18 protein-coding genes are annotated in these 15,078 nt (G+C 55.8%); 6 read left to right on the top strand and 12 right to left on the bottom strand.

All coding sequences use genetic code 11. The features are described from left to right. Nucleotides 1–255: 255 nt before the first annotated feature. Nucleotides 256–873 carry an RsmD family RNA methyltransferase gene (locus RC85_RS13585; RefSeq protein WP_084422643.1) on the bottom strand — a complete coding sequence of 206 codons (618 nt, stop codon included), beginning with the start codon at nucleotides 871–873 and terminating at the stop codon, nucleotides 256–258. A gap of 123 nt (nucleotides 874–996) precedes the next feature. On the opposite strand from RC85_RS13585, the gene RC85_RS13580 reads away from it, so the two are divergent. After that, nucleotides 997–2,406 (top strand): peptidylprolyl isomerase, encoded by a 1,410-nt coding sequence (locus RC85_RS13580; RefSeq protein ID WP_068263638.1) that lies wholly within the window; start codon nucleotides 997–999, stop codon nucleotides 2,404–2,406. Here the strand turns inward: RC85_RS13580 and RC85_RS13575 are convergent. Genes RC85_RS13575 through rpsR form a run of 3 tightly spaced genes read right to left on the bottom strand, consistent with a single transcriptional unit; the run spans nucleotide 2,382 to nucleotide 3,631 of the window. After that, the gene (locus RC85_RS13575; RefSeq protein ID WP_068263632.1) at nucleotides 2,382–2,870 is read right to left on the bottom strand and encodes a gamma-glutamylcyclotransferase family protein; all 489 of its coding nucleotides are present in this window, start codon (nucleotides 2,868–2,870) and stop codon (nucleotides 2,382–2,384) included. The genes RC85_RS13580 and RC85_RS13575 overlap by 25 nt on opposite strands. Continuing rightward, nucleotides 2,867–3,361, bottom strand: a complete 495-nt coding sequence (locus RC85_RS13570) for an acyl-CoA thioesterase (protein WP_149752686.1) — start codon at nucleotides 3,359–3,361, stop codon at nucleotides 2,867–2,869. Before RC85_RS13570 ends, RC85_RS13575 begins: the two co-directional genes overlap by 4 nt. Nucleotides 3,362–3,367: 6 nt before the next feature. Continuing rightward, nucleotides 3,368–3,631 (bottom strand): 30S ribosomal protein S18, encoded by a 264-nt coding sequence (gene rpsR / locus RC85_RS28480; protein ID WP_068263629.1) that lies wholly within the window; start codon nucleotides 3,629–3,631, stop codon nucleotides 3,368–3,370. A 251-nt stretch (nucleotides 3,632–3,882) separates the two neighbouring features. Between rpsR and RC85_RS13560 the strand changes: the two genes are divergently transcribed. Both RC85_RS13560 and RC85_RS13555 read left to right on the top strand, forming a co-directional pair. Further along, nucleotides 3,883–4,239 (top strand): hypothetical protein, encoded by a 357-nt coding sequence (locus RC85_RS13560; RefSeq protein ID WP_068263627.1) that lies wholly within the window; start codon nucleotides 3,883–3,885, stop codon nucleotides 4,237–4,239. Beyond that, on the top strand, nucleotides 4,184–5,446 hold the full coding sequence (locus tag RC85_RS13555) for a hypothetical protein (protein WP_235033156.1): 1,263 nt from the start codon (nucleotides 4,184–4,186) through the stop codon (nucleotides 5,444–5,446). The genes RC85_RS13560 and RC85_RS13555 overlap by 56 nt, the downstream gene beginning before the upstream one ends. 35 nt (nucleotides 5,447–5,481) lie before the next feature. Here RC85_RS13555 and RC85_RS13550 read toward each other — a convergent pair whose 3' ends face one another. The 4 genes from RC85_RS13550 to RC85_RS13535 are packed head-to-tail and all read right to left on the bottom strand — an operon-like array spanning nucleotide 5,482 to nucleotide 8,204. Continuing rightward, nucleotides 5,482–5,934, bottom strand: a complete 453-nt coding sequence (locus tag RC85_RS13550) for a hypothetical protein (protein ID WP_068263621.1) — start codon at nucleotides 5,932–5,934, stop codon at nucleotides 5,482–5,484. After that, nucleotides 5,931–7,520: a recombinase family protein gene (locus RC85_RS13545; protein WP_068263616.1), complete on the bottom strand. Its 1,590-nt coding sequence runs from the start codon at nucleotides 7,518–7,520 to the stop codon at nucleotides 5,931–5,933. The genes RC85_RS13550 and RC85_RS13545 overlap by 4 nt, the downstream gene beginning before the upstream one ends. Further along, on the bottom strand, nucleotides 7,517–8,023 hold the full coding sequence (locus RC85_RS13540) for a DUF2924 domain-containing protein (RefSeq protein WP_068263615.1): 507 nt from the start codon (nucleotides 8,021–8,023) through the stop codon (nucleotides 7,517–7,519). Before RC85_RS13540 ends, RC85_RS13545 begins: the two co-directional genes overlap by 4 nt. Then, the gene (locus RC85_RS13535) at nucleotides 8,013–8,204 is read right to left on the bottom strand and encodes a hypothetical protein (protein WP_149752560.1); all 192 of its coding nucleotides are present in this window, start codon (nucleotides 8,202–8,204) and stop codon (nucleotides 8,013–8,015) included. Before RC85_RS13535 ends, RC85_RS13540 begins: the two co-directional genes overlap by 11 nt. Nucleotides 8,205–8,718: 514 nt before the next feature. Between RC85_RS13535 and RC85_RS13525 the strand changes: the two genes are divergently transcribed. Beyond that, nucleotides 8,719–9,819 (top strand): alkene reductase, encoded by a 1,101-nt coding sequence (locus RC85_RS13525; RefSeq protein ID WP_068263609.1) that lies wholly within the window; start codon nucleotides 8,719–8,721, stop codon nucleotides 9,817–9,819. Between the two features lie 583 nt (nucleotides 9,820–10,402). Then, entirely contained in the window at nucleotides 10,403–11,095 is a 693-nt protein-coding gene (locus RC85_RS13515) for a metallophosphoesterase family protein (protein WP_068263605.1), read from the top strand. A gap of 30 nt (nucleotides 11,096–11,125) precedes the next feature. Here the strand turns inward: RC85_RS13515 and RC85_RS13510 are convergent, their stop codons facing one another. The 3 genes from RC85_RS13510 to RC85_RS13500 all read right to left on the bottom strand — a co-directional run bounded on the left by RC85_RS13510 (nucleotide 11,126) and on the right by RC85_RS13500 (nucleotide 13,047). Next, nucleotides 11,126–11,383: a hypothetical protein gene (locus RC85_RS13510; RefSeq protein ID WP_068263602.1), complete on the bottom strand. Its 258-nt coding sequence runs from the start codon at nucleotides 11,381–11,383 to the stop codon at nucleotides 11,126–11,128. Nucleotides 11,384–11,548: 165 nt separating this feature from the next. Further along, nucleotides 11,549–12,091, bottom strand: a complete 543-nt coding sequence (locus RC85_RS13505; protein ID WP_068263599.1) for a hypothetical protein — start codon at nucleotides 12,089–12,091, stop codon at nucleotides 11,549–11,551. Beyond that, nucleotides 12,088–13,047, bottom strand: a complete 960-nt coding sequence (locus tag RC85_RS13500) for a hypothetical protein (RefSeq protein WP_238383132.1) — start codon at nucleotides 13,045–13,047, stop codon at nucleotides 12,088–12,090. The genes RC85_RS13505 and RC85_RS13500 overlap by 4 nt, the downstream gene beginning before the upstream one ends. 187 nt (nucleotides 13,048–13,234) lie before the next feature. On the opposite strand from RC85_RS13500, the gene RC85_RS13495 reads away from it, so the two are divergent. Beyond that, entirely contained in the window at nucleotides 13,235–14,710 is a 1,476-nt protein-coding gene (locus RC85_RS13495; protein ID WP_084422642.1) for a S1C family serine protease, read from the top strand. On the opposite strand, the gene RC85_RS13490 is transcribed toward RC85_RS13495, so the two are convergent. Next, nucleotides 14,667–15,068, bottom strand: coding sequence for a ParB N-terminal domain-containing protein (locus tag RC85_RS13490; RefSeq protein ID WP_068263589.1), 402 nt, complete (start codon nucleotides 15,066–15,068; stop codon nucleotides 14,667–14,669). The genes RC85_RS13495 and RC85_RS13490 overlap by 44 nt on opposite strands. Nucleotides 15,069–15,078: the final 10 nt, after the last annotated feature.

Genomic DNA, 15,078 nt, shown 5'->3' with positions numbered 1-15,078 from the left:
CTTGGGTCGACAAGCAACTTGGAACGACCCTGACCGCTTTCCGCCGCCAAGTCCTGCCACGTTCGATAGGAAGCGATCCGGCCTAAATAACAAAAGCCCCATCAGATCCCAGTTGCGCAGCCCAGGCAGGGGCTCAAATGCCGTAACTCGCTCCACTCGCTACGGCCTACAAAAATCTCTGGCGATTTTTGTGCCTGTGACTATCTGTCTCTCACTGAACCCTGGCGGGATCAGCTACGGGATTGGTCGCGTCAATCAGTCCAACACCAGACCGCAGCGATTGGCCGGTTCGATAAATCCTAGGGTCGTTTTTCCGTAGCTTCGGAAATCCCAAGGTCCGGCGGGCAATCGGTCCGTGTCGAATGACTTTTCGGTTTCGGCCATGATCACGCTGCCCGGTGGCGCGTTGGAAAGACCGGCACGAATGATCTGGTTTAGCCTGTCCAATTCCTCTTCCCACAAAACGTATGGTGGGCACAGAAACACCACCCAAGGTGTGTCTTGCGCGGGCGGACCAAGCAGGGTTTCGGCGACCCGAAAGGTGTCAGAATGGATCAGCTTAATCTTGGATTGAATTTCTAGCGATTCGGCTGTCTTGGTAATTTGTCGGCCGGCCATTCGATTCTGTTCGACCAGCACCGCCGATGATGCGCCACGACTGATGGATTCGAACCCGAGCGCGCCGGTTCCGGAGAACAGATCAAACGCGATCGCTCCCTTGATCGCTCGCCCGAGAATATTGAAAAGGTTTTCGCGGATGTTGTCTTTCATCGGCCGCGTAAACTCTTCGCCGTGATAGGTCACGGTGCGGCCACGCATGGTGCCGCCGATGATACGCAATTTCGCTGGTTTGATATGCTTGGTAGATTTCATGCGACCAATATAGCCAGCATTGATTGGTTGGCGACACCAAACCAATCTTCGGTTGCAAACGTAGCAGGATAAACCGAACAGCGACGCTTAACTTCCGATCGAAGCCCTCTTTAAAGTACTTTTATGGTTCCCACAGTCTCGATCGTCCCATCTGGCCTACGGCCATCCTTGATCGTCATCGCTGCGATTGCGATTCCTTGGGCTGCGATTCCTTGGGCTGCGGTCCCGATCGTCTGCGCGGCCCAGGATGCACCGCCGGCAAAAGAAGAGCTGCCGATTGAAGAGAAAAAAGCTGAGGAAAAAATAGAGCCTGACGATCCAACAGCGAGCGATGGCGACACCGAGACGCCGCCGCCGAAAGAACGCCCATCGTTTGAAGAATTGAAAAAGGATCCGGAATACCGGGCTGAGTTAAAACTCCGTACCGAAGCGTTCGAGGCAGGTCGCAAGAAGTTGGCTGACGCTTTGTCTGATCAGCATTCATGCCTTGTTCGCTATCGAAACGGCGACGCAAACTCCAAAGCGGACCAGGAGAAATACCGTGAGGCTAGGCAGAGAGTTCGTGAAGCGATGGATGAGCTATACGATTCCGCAATGGAGCTGAGCCGAATCTCGCCATCGCAAGACGCCGCGCAGTATTTGGTGACGATGATCAAATACCGCCTAAAGCGCGGGATCTACAATTACGAAACGGCCGAAGGTGCAGCCCGTTTGATCGACAGCGGCGCAAATCTGCTGTACTTGTTTCGTGCAGCAGCTAGATCGGCAATTGTCAGCGGGCAGTTTGAAATTGCTAAGCGTCTGTATGAGGCAATGTCTGAAGAGGATCTGGAGGATGTTGATAAACGGTTTATGTATGGCTTCGAGCAGCTCGAAGAAAACTTTCTGGAAGAGCAAGAAAGGCTTAGGAAAGACGCTGAAGCGGATGACCTGCCAAGGGTTAAGCTCCACACCAGCGAAGGCGATATCGTGCTGGAGTTGTTCTTAGACCAAGCACCGTCAGCGGTCGCCAACTTCATCAATCTTGTCGAAGAGGGCTTCTACGACGGCCTGGACTTTCATCAAGTGATCGATGATCTGCTGGCACTCAGTGGCGATCCGTCCGGTTTGGGCGACGGACACAGCGGCAAGTTCTTGGTCGATGAGCATGATCGTCCCGGTGCTCGTCATGGATTCCGTGGTTCGATCGTGATGGCCAAGATCCCCAAGTCACCTGAATCCATGGATTTTGTTCCGAATTCGGCGAGCAGTCAATTTGCGATTTTGATGGTACCGATCGTCGGCATTGAGAAAGAGCAAACCGTGTTCGGCCGAGTCATCGAAGGAATGAATACGATCGCCGCGCTTAGACGCGTGGATCCGTCGAAGGAGAAAAAGAAGGGCGAAGTCATGTTGCCATCCGATTACATTATCGAAGCGACCGTGGTTCGCCGTCCGAAAGAGCTGCCCGAACCTGTCTATGTTGATCTGGAAAAAGAGGCTCGTGAGTTTGTCGAAAGACAACGGGCTCAAGCCGAGCGTTCTAACCAGTAAACCATTCCCGCGTCGTCAGTCGGCTTGATTCGAGTGAACCCGTGCAACGTCGGATCGGTGGCGTAGTGATAGGTCCAAGCGGTTCCGAGAGACTGATTGGATAAGTCAACGATCGTCGCCTCTCGCTTTGGGAAAGTAGCGGCTGACGCATCTTTCGCGGAGCGAAAGGCGACTTTGAACGTTTCAATCACAATTCGGTCGTACAGATTCGGTACGCCGGGTTGGTTGGTGCCTTCGATGCCGTCGAGCACCCGCGTGACTTCCGGCACATGTTCGTCGCGAAACGTCCAAACTTCGCCTTGGACCTTTTCGTCACCCTGACGCATCGCCGGATACCCCGGTCCGTCGTACAGCGAACCCGCCACCCAAGCTGACTGAATCGATACGGGTGAATGCGGCCACATTTTCGAGCGGCAATTTCCACGGCACAGCGTTCCGTAAACGAAAAAGCGGTTGGGATTCATGCGTTTGCGGGGACAGCGTGAGCTTTCAACTTTTCTCGATGAGCGTCCGATAGCGGAATTTTTGTCAGCCCGGAATCATCGAGCTGGCAACAGACCGCCACGATTGTGCCGACCGCGATCACTTGTTCTTTGCTTTGGTTGTCCCGGTTTTGGTCGGACCGATGAAAGCGAAAGGAATAGGTGACGCTGGACGTACCAAGCTTTGAAATCGAAACATCGATCGTCAACACATCTTCAAAGCGAGCGGCGCTAAGATAATCGCACTTCGCCGATACTCGCGGCCACGTGACGACCGAATTGTTTTCGGTGTTCGGATCATCTTGCGACTGTGAATGTCGCGGTTCAGCATGACGGGGCGGCATCACAGCGATGCCGAGCGAACGAAGCATTTCGTGCTCAGCGGATTCCATCATTGGAAAGAACGCTGAAAAATGCACGATCCCCGCCGCATCGGTATCGCGGAACTCAACACGGCGGGTGGTCGAAAACAAGGCTGACTATTCGCCAACGTAAGGAAGCAGAGCCATGAAGCGGGCTCGTTTGACAGCGGCACTGACCGCGTGCTGACTCGCAGCGGTGCAACCGCTTTTGCGACGTCCAACAATGCGTCCCTGGCGATTGATCATTTTCTTTAGCAGCTCGATGTCTTTGTAATCCACATACATCGGCCTGGGGCGATGACCATCGACGAAGATCGGATCTTTCTTCTTGGTGCGGCTACGGACTCGGCTACGTTTGCGGGCACGACTACGCGTGCTCATTGGACGGGGTGCCATCAAAAAACTCGTGGGTTCATAAGGCGAACGGACTGTACGGCCGACGGGTCAATTACCGACGGCTCGCCATGGGAATCAGGCATTATGCAGATCAGACCAAAATCATGCAACCGGTTCGCGGGATTCATCTGGACAGGGAGTGCACCTGACGGTTTGCAATTGGCATGGCCTTTGATTTGGAAACCGGTCAGAATCTTGGTTTTGTCTTTGAATGTCGGTAAACCAGGAGGGCTAGGATGGCCATTTCACCCCAGAATCGTGCTCGAGCTTTGGAGCTCGCCAAAGAATTAAATGAAATCAACGGCGGGCGCTACCACGACGATGGCACGCCCAAGACCTTCGACGAGCTGGAGATCGAAACCAATGCCTTGACCGATCTGCTCAGCTCGATGGCATTGAACGTGTCAGCGAAGGATCTACCAGCAGAAGAAAAACCCGTTCGCTGTCCAAAGTGCAAAGCCGTGCCCAAGCCGCACGACCCTGAGGACGACGAACCGATGATCGTTCAATCCGCTCGCGGCGAAGTCGAGTGGATCAATGAAGGCTACTATTGCCGGCGATGTCGCCGGTCTTTTTTTCCCTCGGCTGGCTGAATTGGCCCTTCGCGTCGAAGCCACCGTCAGCCCCAAGGTCGAACGCAAGATGGTTTACGCGGGCGCCAACAAGGCCAGTTACCAGGTCGCCAGTGACGATCTAAAAGAACTGGCAGAACTGGACATCAAGACCGAGCGGATCCGACTGGCAACGCTGCGAAACGGCAAGGCTCGTCGTGAACTCGAGAAGATCTTGCAGGATGCCTTCCTCGAGAAATCTATTCCCGATCAGAATGACTCTGGACCTGCTGACAAAGAAGCACCTGAACTGGCGGTGGTGATGAGCGATGGCGGCCGGTACCAACGATTCGACCGCGGTGGCGAGAAACCCGAGTCGGGCAGCTTCTGGAAAGAAAGTCGAATGGCGATCCTGCTGTCGATGAAAACCAAGTCTCACCAAGAAGATCCCGACGCCGACTTACCTGACTTCTTGCAAGACGTTTGCATCGCTAAAAAGCTTGCCGATATGGGCAGCGTCGCTGGCGAAAACCCCAAAAGTCAACGCGGCGATGTCCCGAAGGATCCTCCTTGGCAGCGGCCCGAACTGCTCAGTAAAGACGTTGTTGCCAGCGGTAAAACCTGGAAAGAGTTTGGGCCAATGGTAGCAAGTTCGGCTTGGTATGCCGGCTTCTTCAAGGCGACCGAAAGAGTCTTTGTCTCGGATGGTTCTTCGGCGATCGAAGATATGCAGCAGCAGTGGTTCGGCAACTTCACCAGCGTGTTGGACATCATGCATGCGTTGTCGTACAGCTTGGCAGCAGCCCGAGCGATTTACAGCGAACAGTCACAATCGTGGGAATGTTATCGTCGTTTCGCCACGTTGATTTGGCAGGGAAAGGTCGACGAAGTGATCGCGGAATTGGCTCAGCACCAGAAGGAACTTGGCGATCCTCCTGGCGACGCGAGCGACACAGATGCTCGTGAGATCGTTCGTCGATCGCGAATTTACTATCGCAACCATCGTGGCCGGATGAACTATCCCGAATACCGCCAGCGTGGCTACCCGCTGACGAGCTCGATCATGGAATCGACGGTCAAACAGGTCAATCGCCGAGTCAAAGGAAGCGAAAAGTTCTGGTCGACCGCTGGAGGAGAAGCTGTCTTGGGCCTGCGAGCTGCCTACATCAGCGACAGCAAGCCCATGGAGAACTATTGGCAACAAACCCAAAAAACCGCCATCGGCTGCCGTGCCTACCTCGCAGCGTAAACCTACAAACCGTCAGGTGCACTCCCAATCGGCCACTACGCATCCTCGGAATCGTCCGCCGGCTGGCCCGCCGCCGGCAGGTCGATCTGCAGCCGATCGACCAACGCCCGCCACAACTCACGCTGCCGGTCCCAGTCAATTTCGGCCGCGATCGGACGCATCAGCTTCTCGTGAATCTTTGCCCTCCCGCGCTCGTTGCGCGGTAAACAGAGCAACGTCTCCTGGATGTCCGGGGCCAGCAAAGCCATCGACAAAATTTGAGTCATCCGTGGCTGGCTGACGTGGTTCAGCCGCGCGAGCTCCGTCGCATTGTCGACCTCGCCGCGCCGCAGCATCTCATCAAACTTGATCCCCAACGCGACCATGCGAGAGATCTTTGGCTTGCGGCCAGGTCGTTCCACCTTCGCCGGCTTCGACGAACGGTCCGTGTAACCTTCTTTGCAGCGAACCGATGGCACCCGCATCTTCAGCTTCGTTTTGATCTTCACTGCGATTCACCGCCTTCGTCGTCGGTCGCAGTTTCCGCCAACGACTTGATCGCCGTCGCGTGCAGTTTGATCTCGATCGTTCCGTCGCTCCGGTCAAAGTCGATCCGTTCGATCAACAACGCCATCACCTCTCGTTGCTCGTGACTGCTCAACGAATGCCAAACGTTGTCAAAGTTCGACATCGCTCGAATCACTTCCGCCTCGCTAACCGCACTCGCGTGATGAGCAACCAACGCACGCTCGGTTTCCGCGATCGAATATTCAAAAGTCGAAACCTTCTCGTGCAAGTCCGCCAGCCGGGCCGTCGCGTCACTACTGATGGAACCAACGTTGTCGAGCGAGATCGTCCGTATCTCCTCGGCGGCCCGTTTCAGTTGGCGGCCATGCTGCACCTTCGTCAGCTCCAGTTCCTCGACTTCAGCCTTCTGCCGCGTCAACGATTCGCTCAAGATCTCTCGACGGAGTCCATCGTCCGAAGCGATGCAGCGAATCTGGTCCACCACCTCCGACTCGATGTCCGCCGCAGGAAGCGCCGGCGTCTCGCAGTGTTTCCGTCCGCGTTTGATCACCGTCAAACACGTGTAGTAGCGATACACCTTCGACCCCCGTCGCGTGTTGTTATGGACCATTACCTTCTGGCAATCCGAACAATAGATCAGTCCCTTCAAGCACGCACCGTACTTGTCACGCATCGCGTTCCCGTGCCCGCGACCGTTCTTGCGAAGCAACTCACCGACCTCGCGAAACATCTCCTCGTCAACGATCGCGTCGTGTTCGCCTTCGTAAACGTTCTCCTTGTGCCGCAACTTGCCGACATACAAAACGTTCGTCAACAGTTTGTGAACCGAACACTTGTCAAACGGCCGGCCACCTTTTTCAATGCCTCGCCGAGTCGTCCAAATTTTGCCATGCCAGCCACGCCGATTCAATTCCTCCGCGACCGGCATCAACGCTTGCTTCTCAAGATAGAGCTCAAAGATGTGCCGCACGATCCCGCGTTCGTCCCCGTTGACCACCAACTTCGGACTCGGCCCGCTGCGGTCCACGTCGTACCCAAGCACCGGTGTTCCGCCCGACCATTTTCCGCGTCGTCGCTGCGCCGCGATCTTGTCCCGGATCCGTTCGCCTATGATCTCACGTTCAAACTGCGCGAACGACAGCAGGATGTTCAGCGTCAACCGGCCCATCGAATGAGTCGTGTTGAATTGCTGTGTCACCGAAACGAACGACACGCCGTAGCTATCGAACGTGTCCATGATCTTTGAAAAGTCCAACAACGATCGGCTCAACCGGTCGACCTTGTATACTACGACGCAGTCCACTCGGCCGGCTTCGATCGCATCGACCAACCGTTTCAGCGCCGGCCGTTCGGTGTTGCCGCCCGAGAACCCGCCGTCATCAAAGTGTTCTGGAATCACGGTCCAGCCTTGTTCACGTTGGCTGGCGATGAACGCTTCGGCCGACTCACGTTGAGCGTCGAGCGAATTGAAGTCCATGTCGAGGCCTTCTTCGGTCGACTTGCGAGTGTAGATGGCACATCGAATCACCGGTGCTTGCACTGGTTTCTCCGTCAATAGTTCATTCATGATTTCCCCTTCGGTGGTTTCTTGCCAAGTTTGAAAAACTCGAAGCCGTTGTAGTTCGTGCCACAGACTTCGTTCGCGATCGCCGACAGCGACCGATACCATTTGCCGCTGAATTCAAAGCCGCGTTCGAGCACCAAGACGCTGATCATGCGCCCCTTGTATTGCCGCTCGATCCAGTTCCCCGGCGGCGGCAACCGTGGATCAACGACAGGTTCTTTCGTCTTGGTTGACTTCGGCTTCGGGCGTTTCTCAAACACCGACATGTCACGCGGCGGTGTTTGCCGAGCGTCCGAGGTTGCCGCCAGTCGATTCGCGGTCTTCCGTGCTCGGTCCGACAAACCGCCTTCGACCTTCGCCTGCATCCGCCAAGCAATCCGTCGAATCAAGTAACGCTTGTGGCGACTGCGGCACACTTCGCCAAACGTCACCTCATACTTGGCCACCAACTGATCAACTGTCATCTTCTCCAGACGACCAATCTCAACCGCCAATTCAGGACTCATCGCGATCCTCCTGTTGGCACGGAACCGAGACATCCGTTTCGCGTGTCTCCGGTGCATCGGTTGGCAAATCGAGAACCCGATTCGCCACAGCCCAATTTTCACCCTCTCGCTTACGAATCCGTGAAAGCCCGCGAGCCAACAGCGTCGCGAGCCGCTCTGATCGAGCGTTGTTCATGTTCATTTGCAAATCTCTCTGTAGAAGAATGGAATCCACCGTCGGCGTTCTCAAACGCACCGACGTTCGTCCACAGAGAGCGGTCCAGCGGCACGCGGATCAAGCCGCTCCGCCAAAGAGTCGCGAGAGATTTCCGAAACAGGTCCGTCTATCGGGGCGTCTTCCCCACCATCCGCCCGGTTCATCAAACAACACTTCCGCCAACGCACCACACCGCGCGACAAAACTTCCGCGACCGCCCGCCGCCGATCATCCGGCGACAACGCAACCGCCTCCCCCTTCATCCGATTCAACAAACCAAGCACCTCCCACGAGCCAACCAAACGCGAGCGACCCATCACCCGCCCCTAGTCACATAACCCGTTAGCCCGATTCCCTGCGCACCTCTCTCTCCGACCAACACCGTTTCCAAACGTCAAGCCCCGCGTTTCCCAGCCCAATCGGAGGAAAGAAATTCTTTTGATAGACTTTCGGCCGACGAACGCCGCCAACCAAACCACACCACGAGAACGAACTAACCATGAGTGACACATCGAAGCTGTATCAACCGTTTGAAATGCAAGGCATGAAGCTGGCCAATCGAGTGGCACTGGCTCCGATGACGCGAGCGCGTGCCGGCGTCGAGCGTGTGCCCAACGGAATGATGGCGGAGTACTACGCCCAACGATCGGGCGCGGGACTCGTCATCACCGAAGCGACCACGATTTCGCCACAGGCCAATGGCTGGAACGAATCGCCCGGTATCTACACCGACGCGATGGTCAAGGGCTGGAAGCTTGTCACCGAAGCGATCCACCAAGCCGGCAGCAAAGTGTTCTTGCAACTGTGGCATTGCGGTCGAGCATCGCACCCCAGCTTTCACAACGGCGAAAAACACGTCGCCCCATCCGCCATCAAGATCAACGCCGAATACATTCACACGCCCAAGGGCAAAGAAGACCACGAGACACCGCGTGCCCTCGAAACCAGCGAACTACCGGGCGTCGTCGAGCAATACCGACTCGCCGCCCAACGCGGCAAAGACGCAGGCTTCGACGGCATCGAGATCCACAGCGCCAACGGATACCTACTCGACACGTTCATGCAAAGCAAAACGAACCACCGCGAAGACGCCTACGGAGGCAGCATCGAGAACCGCTACCGATTACTCGATGAAGTCGTCTCGGCAGTCAAAACAGTTTGGAATTCCAACCGCATCGGCGTCCGCTTCTCACCCAACGGCGCGTTCAACGACATGGGCAGCCCCGACTACCGCGAACAGTTCACCTATGCCGCGAGCCAACTCAACCAACACGACCTCGCCTACCTACACATCATGGACGGACTCGCGTTCGGCTTCCACGAACTCGGCGAACCAATGACGTTGCCCGAATTCCGCAAAGTCTTCTCGGGTCCACTGATTGGCAACTGCGGCTACGACAAGTCCACCGCCGAGACCGCCGTCGACGAAGGCCACGCCGACATGATCGCCATCGGGCGCCCGTACATCAGCAACCCCGACCTCGTCGAGCGATACCGAAACAACTACCCCCTCGCCCCCGACGCCGAAGTCAGCGACTGGTACACCCCCGCCGGAGCCGAAGGCTACACAAGCTTCCCCACGTACTCCGAAAACGCATAAGCAACGACCGTCCCAATCGAAATCCAACCGCTCTCAAAGATCACAAATCCGCCCCACGGCAGTTCCCATACCAACAAAACTTTTCGCCCAAAACTCAAAGAAACCACTCTCTCACCCGCAAAGAAATTCGGCCAATGATCGCCCCAAGTCTCTCTCCACCCCTCTCAAATCCCAGCATTTGAAAAGTGTGACCGGCAATCAACTTCTCTGTTTGGTTGGAACAATTTCCGACCCTCCAGTAAACGAAAAGCCGTCGTGGCTCCCACGGCGGCTTTTTTCGTTTTTTGCCCAGTATTTCACGGCATTTCTGCCCATCGGCCAGTTTCTCAGAACCGCGATTCTCTCGCCGGCCGTCGCCACGCCGGGTAATGGACCGGCCCCGTTTTCGAGTGTTTTCGCCCGTTCTCTCAGACCTCTCAGTCCCTCGGCCGTTTCGGGTAAACACCCGTCTGCATCGCTCTCCCGAGACGACCCCCCAAGGTTCCGCTCGGTGAGTGACGCGAACAAAACAACGCCAATTCGGGTTATGTCGATTCTCGCGTAAAATTTCGGTCGACGTTTGCCACTCATTTAGGGAGTTCCCATGCCACGACACCTCGCCATCGGCGACATCCACGGCTGCCTGGACGCCCTGCAAACGCTCGTTGAATTTGTCGGCCTGCGGGACGACGACGACGTGCTGGTGACGCTGGGCGACTACATCGACCGCGGCCCGGATTCGCGTGGCGTGCTCGATTGGTTACTCGAGTTCAACAAAGCCGGCCGGCTCGTCTCGCTCAAGGGCAACCACGAAGTCATGCTGATGGAAGGCCGCAGGATCGAGAGTGAACGCCATCGTTGGTTCAAATTCGGCGGCCGGGAAACACTCGAGTCATACGCCGAGGACGAAGACGACGTCGCCGGCTTGGAAGACATCCCGCTGACGCACTGGGAGTTTCTGTTCGACAAACTCGTCTCGACCTACGAGACCGAAACCCACATCTTCGTCCACGCCAGCCTCGATCCGTCGCTGCCGATCGCCGAGCAATCCGATTACCTCCTTCACTGGGGCGGCTACTCGGACAACTTCCCGCGGCACGTCTCCGGCAAGACCATGGTCTGCGGCCACAAGATCCAATCCACCGGCCGACCCGCCACCAACGGCAACGCGATCTGCATCGACACCGGAGCCTACAAACCCGACGGCTGGCTCACGTGCCTCGACCCCGCCACCGGCGAAATCTGGCAAGCCAACCAGTCCGGTGAGACGCGACGGATGATGTTGTCCGAGTTGTAGGGCAACGGCCCCCTCGCAGGTGCCAAGCTATCAATCGGTCCCGGCGACGTTGGGCGGATCGGTTGAGGCTCGTTTTGTTGCTTGATTCGAGCAGTAGCTCGCGTTGAGTTCTTCGATCACGATCTGTTTGTAAACGTCATGCCAGCTATGGAAACTAGCGATCAGCAAGTGAACCAACAGTTGGTCCCTTCGATCTAGCTCCTGCCAAACCAAACGTCGAATCATTTCGAGCTCCACATCAGGAGCAAGCGACGGGCAACTGAATCCAGGCCGATATTTGAAAGCCATCGGAATTTCCTTCTCAGGTCGGTGAATCGCAAGATTGCCACCTCGGCAACCACATCACCCCTATGCCGCGACCCGATCCCGATTGGGAAACCAAAGGGAACTTTCCGAAAAGAATTTTTCGTTTGAGGATCAGGAATCCGTCTGGCTTGAGCAACACAGACTCATTCAATCGGCAATGTTTGCCGCCTCCATCGCTTTGGACCAACTTCCAAACGTTCGTCGGATCGCCATCGCTTTGTCTCGGTTTTCGAGGCACACTTCGCTGTAGACCAATGACTGGCCGGCGGCTTCGCGTTGCCGGATCCAGAGAATCATTGTTTCTCGGTCGAAGTTTTCCGGCCGGCGGCGGGAGACGTTGGCGAGGTTGATGCCGGCAGCGGTCAGGGCGGCTCGCCAGGTGCCGTGGTGACGCAGCGCGGCTTCGTAGAGCGGTCGGTTGCGGGATCGGTTCACCTTGGCCGCCAGGTCGTAGCCTGTCGTACACAGACGGCGGAGTTGTTGTGCGGTCCGCTCGGGCGTTAGCTCGCGACTGCGGCCAACGTCGCGGGCACGGACGCCGGAGTATTCCAGTGCGGTCTCCCACGAACCGAAGTCTTCGATCGCGGCAGCGTGCAAGAGTTCGTCGTCAGAGCGGACTTCGTCTTCGAGCAAACTCTCGCCGGCGAGGTCTCGTTCAACAATCTTGCGGATGATGGCTTCGCGAATCATGACGCCACCTTCTTTCGTCCGAATTGAACCACGCCGGCGGCGGCCAATCCCTTTCGCCACGTTCCGAAATGCCGAACGGTGAGCATCGCGAGGTTGCGAACGTCGGGATGTCCGCTGCTGAGCGATTCGCCGGCCTCATGTCTTTGCCGAATCATGTCGAGGATCTCTGCTTTCGTGTAAAAGCGTCGTTCCGGTTCGAGGTCCGCGGCGATGATGGCTTTGTTCCAAGTGCCAAAGTGCGTTCGCGCCGCATGAAATAACGCTTGGTACTTACGGCTGACCTCGGCGAGCCGATGTCCGGAGTCATGCCAAGCTCGAATCTCCGCGATCACTCGTTGTTGATTCCATCGCCGAAGCTGTGGTTTGAACGTCACCTTGTCGATCAACCCGGCCGCCTCGACGGCCGCTGGCCAAGAACCGAAGTGCCGGTACGCCGCACTTGCAAGTTTCTCGTCGCCAAATCCGATTCGATCGGACGCTTCGCCGGCGATGAAACGGTCTTGGATGGTGGCGACAACACGTTCCTTCGTCCAGCGTCGTGCCGGTGACTCAATCCCGGCAGCTTCAAACGCGGCGTCGTGGCTTCCGAAGAACCGGCAGGCGGCGGAAGACAAAGCCTGGTCGCTAGTGCCCAGATCCGTTTCGCCGGATCGTTCGCCCCATGCCCTCAGTCGGCCAATGATCCGTTGCTTGCTCCACCGCTCTGCCTTGATCGGCTCAAAGCCGGCAACTCGCATCGCGTTTCGCCAACCTCCGAAGTGCAGACAAGCTCCGCGAAACAGCGACTTGTCTTCACGCCACGTTTTGTGCAGATCCAAACCATCCACCTGACGTTCGAGAATGGGTTGGATCACCTTCTCTGGCATCCATCGTCTCACACGTTTCACCGAAACGCCTGCCGCCTCGCAAGCGTTCAGCCACGATTCAAAGCGACGCCTCGCCGACCGATAAAACATCTCGTCTCACCGAAGTTCTACGGCGTCGCCGCCGCCGGCAAAGTGGCCTCGAATCGTCGCGACAACCTCTTCTGCCGACAGCTTGCCCATCGGCGGACGCGGATGGCCCGCCGCCGGAGCGTTGCCGCCAAGCCTTTCCTGATTTAAACTAGTTCTGGACCAGGCTGCGCTAACTGCCGAGGGCAAAATGAACCTGAAAGCCTCTGTCCTAATCGTTTTTTTAATCCTCTCTGCGTTACCTCCAATCAGCGGAGGCGAGCCACTTGTCGAAATGGCAGAGAGAGTCGGGAAGTCAGTTGTATTTCTACAGACAGATTCAGGCTCGGGAACCGGATTCATCGTAAACGATGAAATGATCGTCACAAATTGGCATGTCGTTGATGGGGCGGCGACCGTACTGATCAAATTCAATGGTGATGTATTTGCTCCGGCCGAGGGATTGCTCTACAAGGACGTCAACCGAGATATAGCAATTCTGCGGGTAAAGACACGCGAAGAACTGATGCTCTCGATTGATTTGGCGGAGGCTTTGCCGAGGCAGGGCCAAACTGCGATCGCGTTTGGCAATCCAAAAGGATTAGAATTCTCGATTTCAAAAGGAATTGTTAGCGCTCTGCGTGATACTTCCTTCATGGGCGATCACTTTAAAGGTATCGACCGCGAGTTAGACGCAAACTGGATTCAGACCGATGCGGCCATCTCTCCAGGAAATAGTGGCGGACCGCTCGTCACAGCTGACGGAACGGTCGTCGGCATGAACAGTTTCTATCTCGGTGGCGACGGAAGCCAAAATCTGAACTTCGCAATTTCGAGTATTGAAATTCTAAAAGCAGTCAAGCTCGCATCGACAAATGAACTAACGAAATTTCCGCTTCTAAGTTCGCCCAATAGGGGCCAGCCATCACCCGGACAGCAGGTATCGGTTGAACCATCGCCTGAAGTGTTTCAATCACAGTTAATTGAGCTGAAACAAAAGCTATCCGATAAGCTCTTCGTGATTTTGAACGAAAGCAAGGTGGTAGCAGACCCGATTACTTCAACCGAAGATCCATACAAGGCGCTTCAAGCAATCTTGCCAATTGGTCAGATCAGCAAAGCGACCTTTGGTGATGTTGTTCGACTTCGGGCGAATTCGACGCTCGTTCAAATTCAACAGGGCGGTTTGCTCTACCAAGTTGACGGAGCAATGTGCAAGATGGTGCGATCTGACCTTGATGCAAATGAACTGAAGGCAAAACTTGGCGTTGATCCGATCTCCAATGTCAATTTAGAAGGAGTCTTTTTTGTTGGCAAATCGCTCCCCTATCAATCGAAGGGTGGAAAGACCCTTTTTGAAATATCGCTTGTCCCTTTGTTTGAGCTATTCAGCACAAACGAGTTGTTGGAAATCCACAATGAATATGCCCTGATTTCTGTCATGCTACGGCTTCGTCGAGTATTCACCGATACAACCGGGAAATTCGAGACAGAAGCGATCGCCGTGAACATTAACGAAACACACATACAGCTACTCAAAGTTGGTGAAAATAGGGCAGTTGCAGTCGAGCTATCAAAACTACGAACGGGAGATCGTTCGTGGGCAAGACGCGAAGCTAAGCGAATCAAAATGTTCGGTCCGACTATTTTGGCTGAATTGCGAAGGTCGATGTCGGAAGAAGAGTAGTTTCCCTCGCAAAATCCATGCTTCCGGGTTTGGTCCGAGCGATGTTCTCGATCAGCGATTGCAGCAGTGCCTCCTTCCGAGTGCAGGTCACCACCTCGGCCGACACATGCGTCTTGCCGAGTTGTTTGTGGGCCAGCAACCGGCCCTCGCCGCAGATCAATTCGTACTTGCCGGTCGATTCGAGAAACTTGTCGTTGACGCGGATCGGTTTCATCAATCCGACGCCCTCGATGCTTTCGACGTTCATGTCGAATTGTTCTTGGTCGCGGTTCCGCGAATTGATCACCTTCACCTTGTCGATCGGCCCGTCCTCGTACCGTCGATTGGCGATCGGGCAAATGTTGTTGAGTGGTTCCATGGTTGTGTGT

The organism is Rubripirellula obstinata (genome assembly GCF_001642955.1).
GTDB classification, from domain to species: Bacteria; Planctomycetota; Planctomycetia; order Pirellulales; family Pirellulaceae; genus Rubripirellula; species Rubripirellula obstinata.
Note: the sequence above shows the minus strand (reverse complement) of the source record. Positions and strands in the feature narration are given on the sequence as shown.

What these genes read in the sequence shown, in the direction of transcription:
- RC85_RS13585 (WP_084422643.1), bottom strand. Translation starts at nt 873, where the DNA reads ATGAAATCTACCAAGCATATCAAACCAGCGAAATTGCGTATCATCGGC.
- RC85_RS13580 (WP_068263638.1), top strand. Translation starts at nt 997, where the DNA reads ATGGTTCCCACAGTCTCGATCGTCCCATCTGGCCTACGGCCATCCTTG.
- RC85_RS13575 (WP_068263632.1), bottom strand. Translation starts at nt 2,870, where the DNA reads ATGAATCCCAACCGCTTTTTCGTTTACGGAACGCTGTGCCGTGGAAAT.
- rpsR (WP_068263629.1), bottom strand. Translation starts at nt 3,631, where the DNA reads ATGAGCACGCGTAGTCGTGCCCGCAAACGTAGCCGAGTCCGTAGCCGC.
- RC85_RS13560 (WP_068263627.1), top strand. Translation starts at nt 3,883, where the DNA reads ATGGCCATTTCACCCCAGAATCGTGCTCGAGCTTTGGAGCTCGCCAAA.
- RC85_RS13555 (WP_235033156.1), top strand. Translation starts at nt 4,184, where the DNA reads ATGAAGGCTACTATTGCCGGCGATGTCGCCGGTCTTTTTTTCCCTCGG.
- RC85_RS13545 (WP_068263616.1), bottom strand. Translation starts at nt 7,520, where the DNA reads ATGAATGAACTATTGACGGAGAAACCAGTGCAAGCACCGGTGATTCGA.
- RC85_RS13540 (WP_068263615.1), bottom strand. Translation starts at nt 8,023, where the DNA reads ATGAGTCCTGAATTGGCGGTTGAGATTGGTCGTCTGGAGAAGATGACA.
- RC85_RS13535 (WP_149752560.1), bottom strand. Translation starts at nt 8,204, where the DNA reads ATGAACATGAACAACGCTCGATCAGAGCGGCTCGCGACGCTGTTGGCT.
- RC85_RS13525 (WP_068263609.1), top strand. Translation starts at nt 8,719, where the DNA reads ATGAGTGACACATCGAAGCTGTATCAACCGTTTGAAATGCAAGGCATG.
- RC85_RS13515 (WP_068263605.1), top strand. Translation starts at nt 10,403, where the DNA reads ATGCCACGACACCTCGCCATCGGCGACATCCACGGCTGCCTGGACGCC.
- RC85_RS13510 (WP_068263602.1), bottom strand. Translation starts at nt 11,383, where the DNA reads ATGGCTTTCAAATATCGGCCTGGATTCAGTTGCCCGTCGCTTGCTCCT.
- RC85_RS13505 (WP_068263599.1), bottom strand. Translation starts at nt 12,091, where the DNA reads ATGATTCGCGAAGCCATCATCCGCAAGATTGTTGAACGAGACCTCGCC.
- RC85_RS13500 (WP_238383132.1), bottom strand. Translation starts at nt 13,047, where the DNA reads ATGTTTTATCGGTCGGCGAGGCGTCGCTTTGAATCGTGGCTGAACGCT.
- RC85_RS13495 (WP_084422642.1), top strand. Translation starts at nt 13,235, where the DNA reads ATGAACCTGAAAGCCTCTGTCCTAATCGTTTTTTTAATCCTCTCTGCG.
- RC85_RS13490 (WP_068263589.1), bottom strand. Translation starts at nt 15,068, where the DNA reads ATGGAACCACTCAACAACATTTGCCCGATCGCCAATCGACGGTACGAG.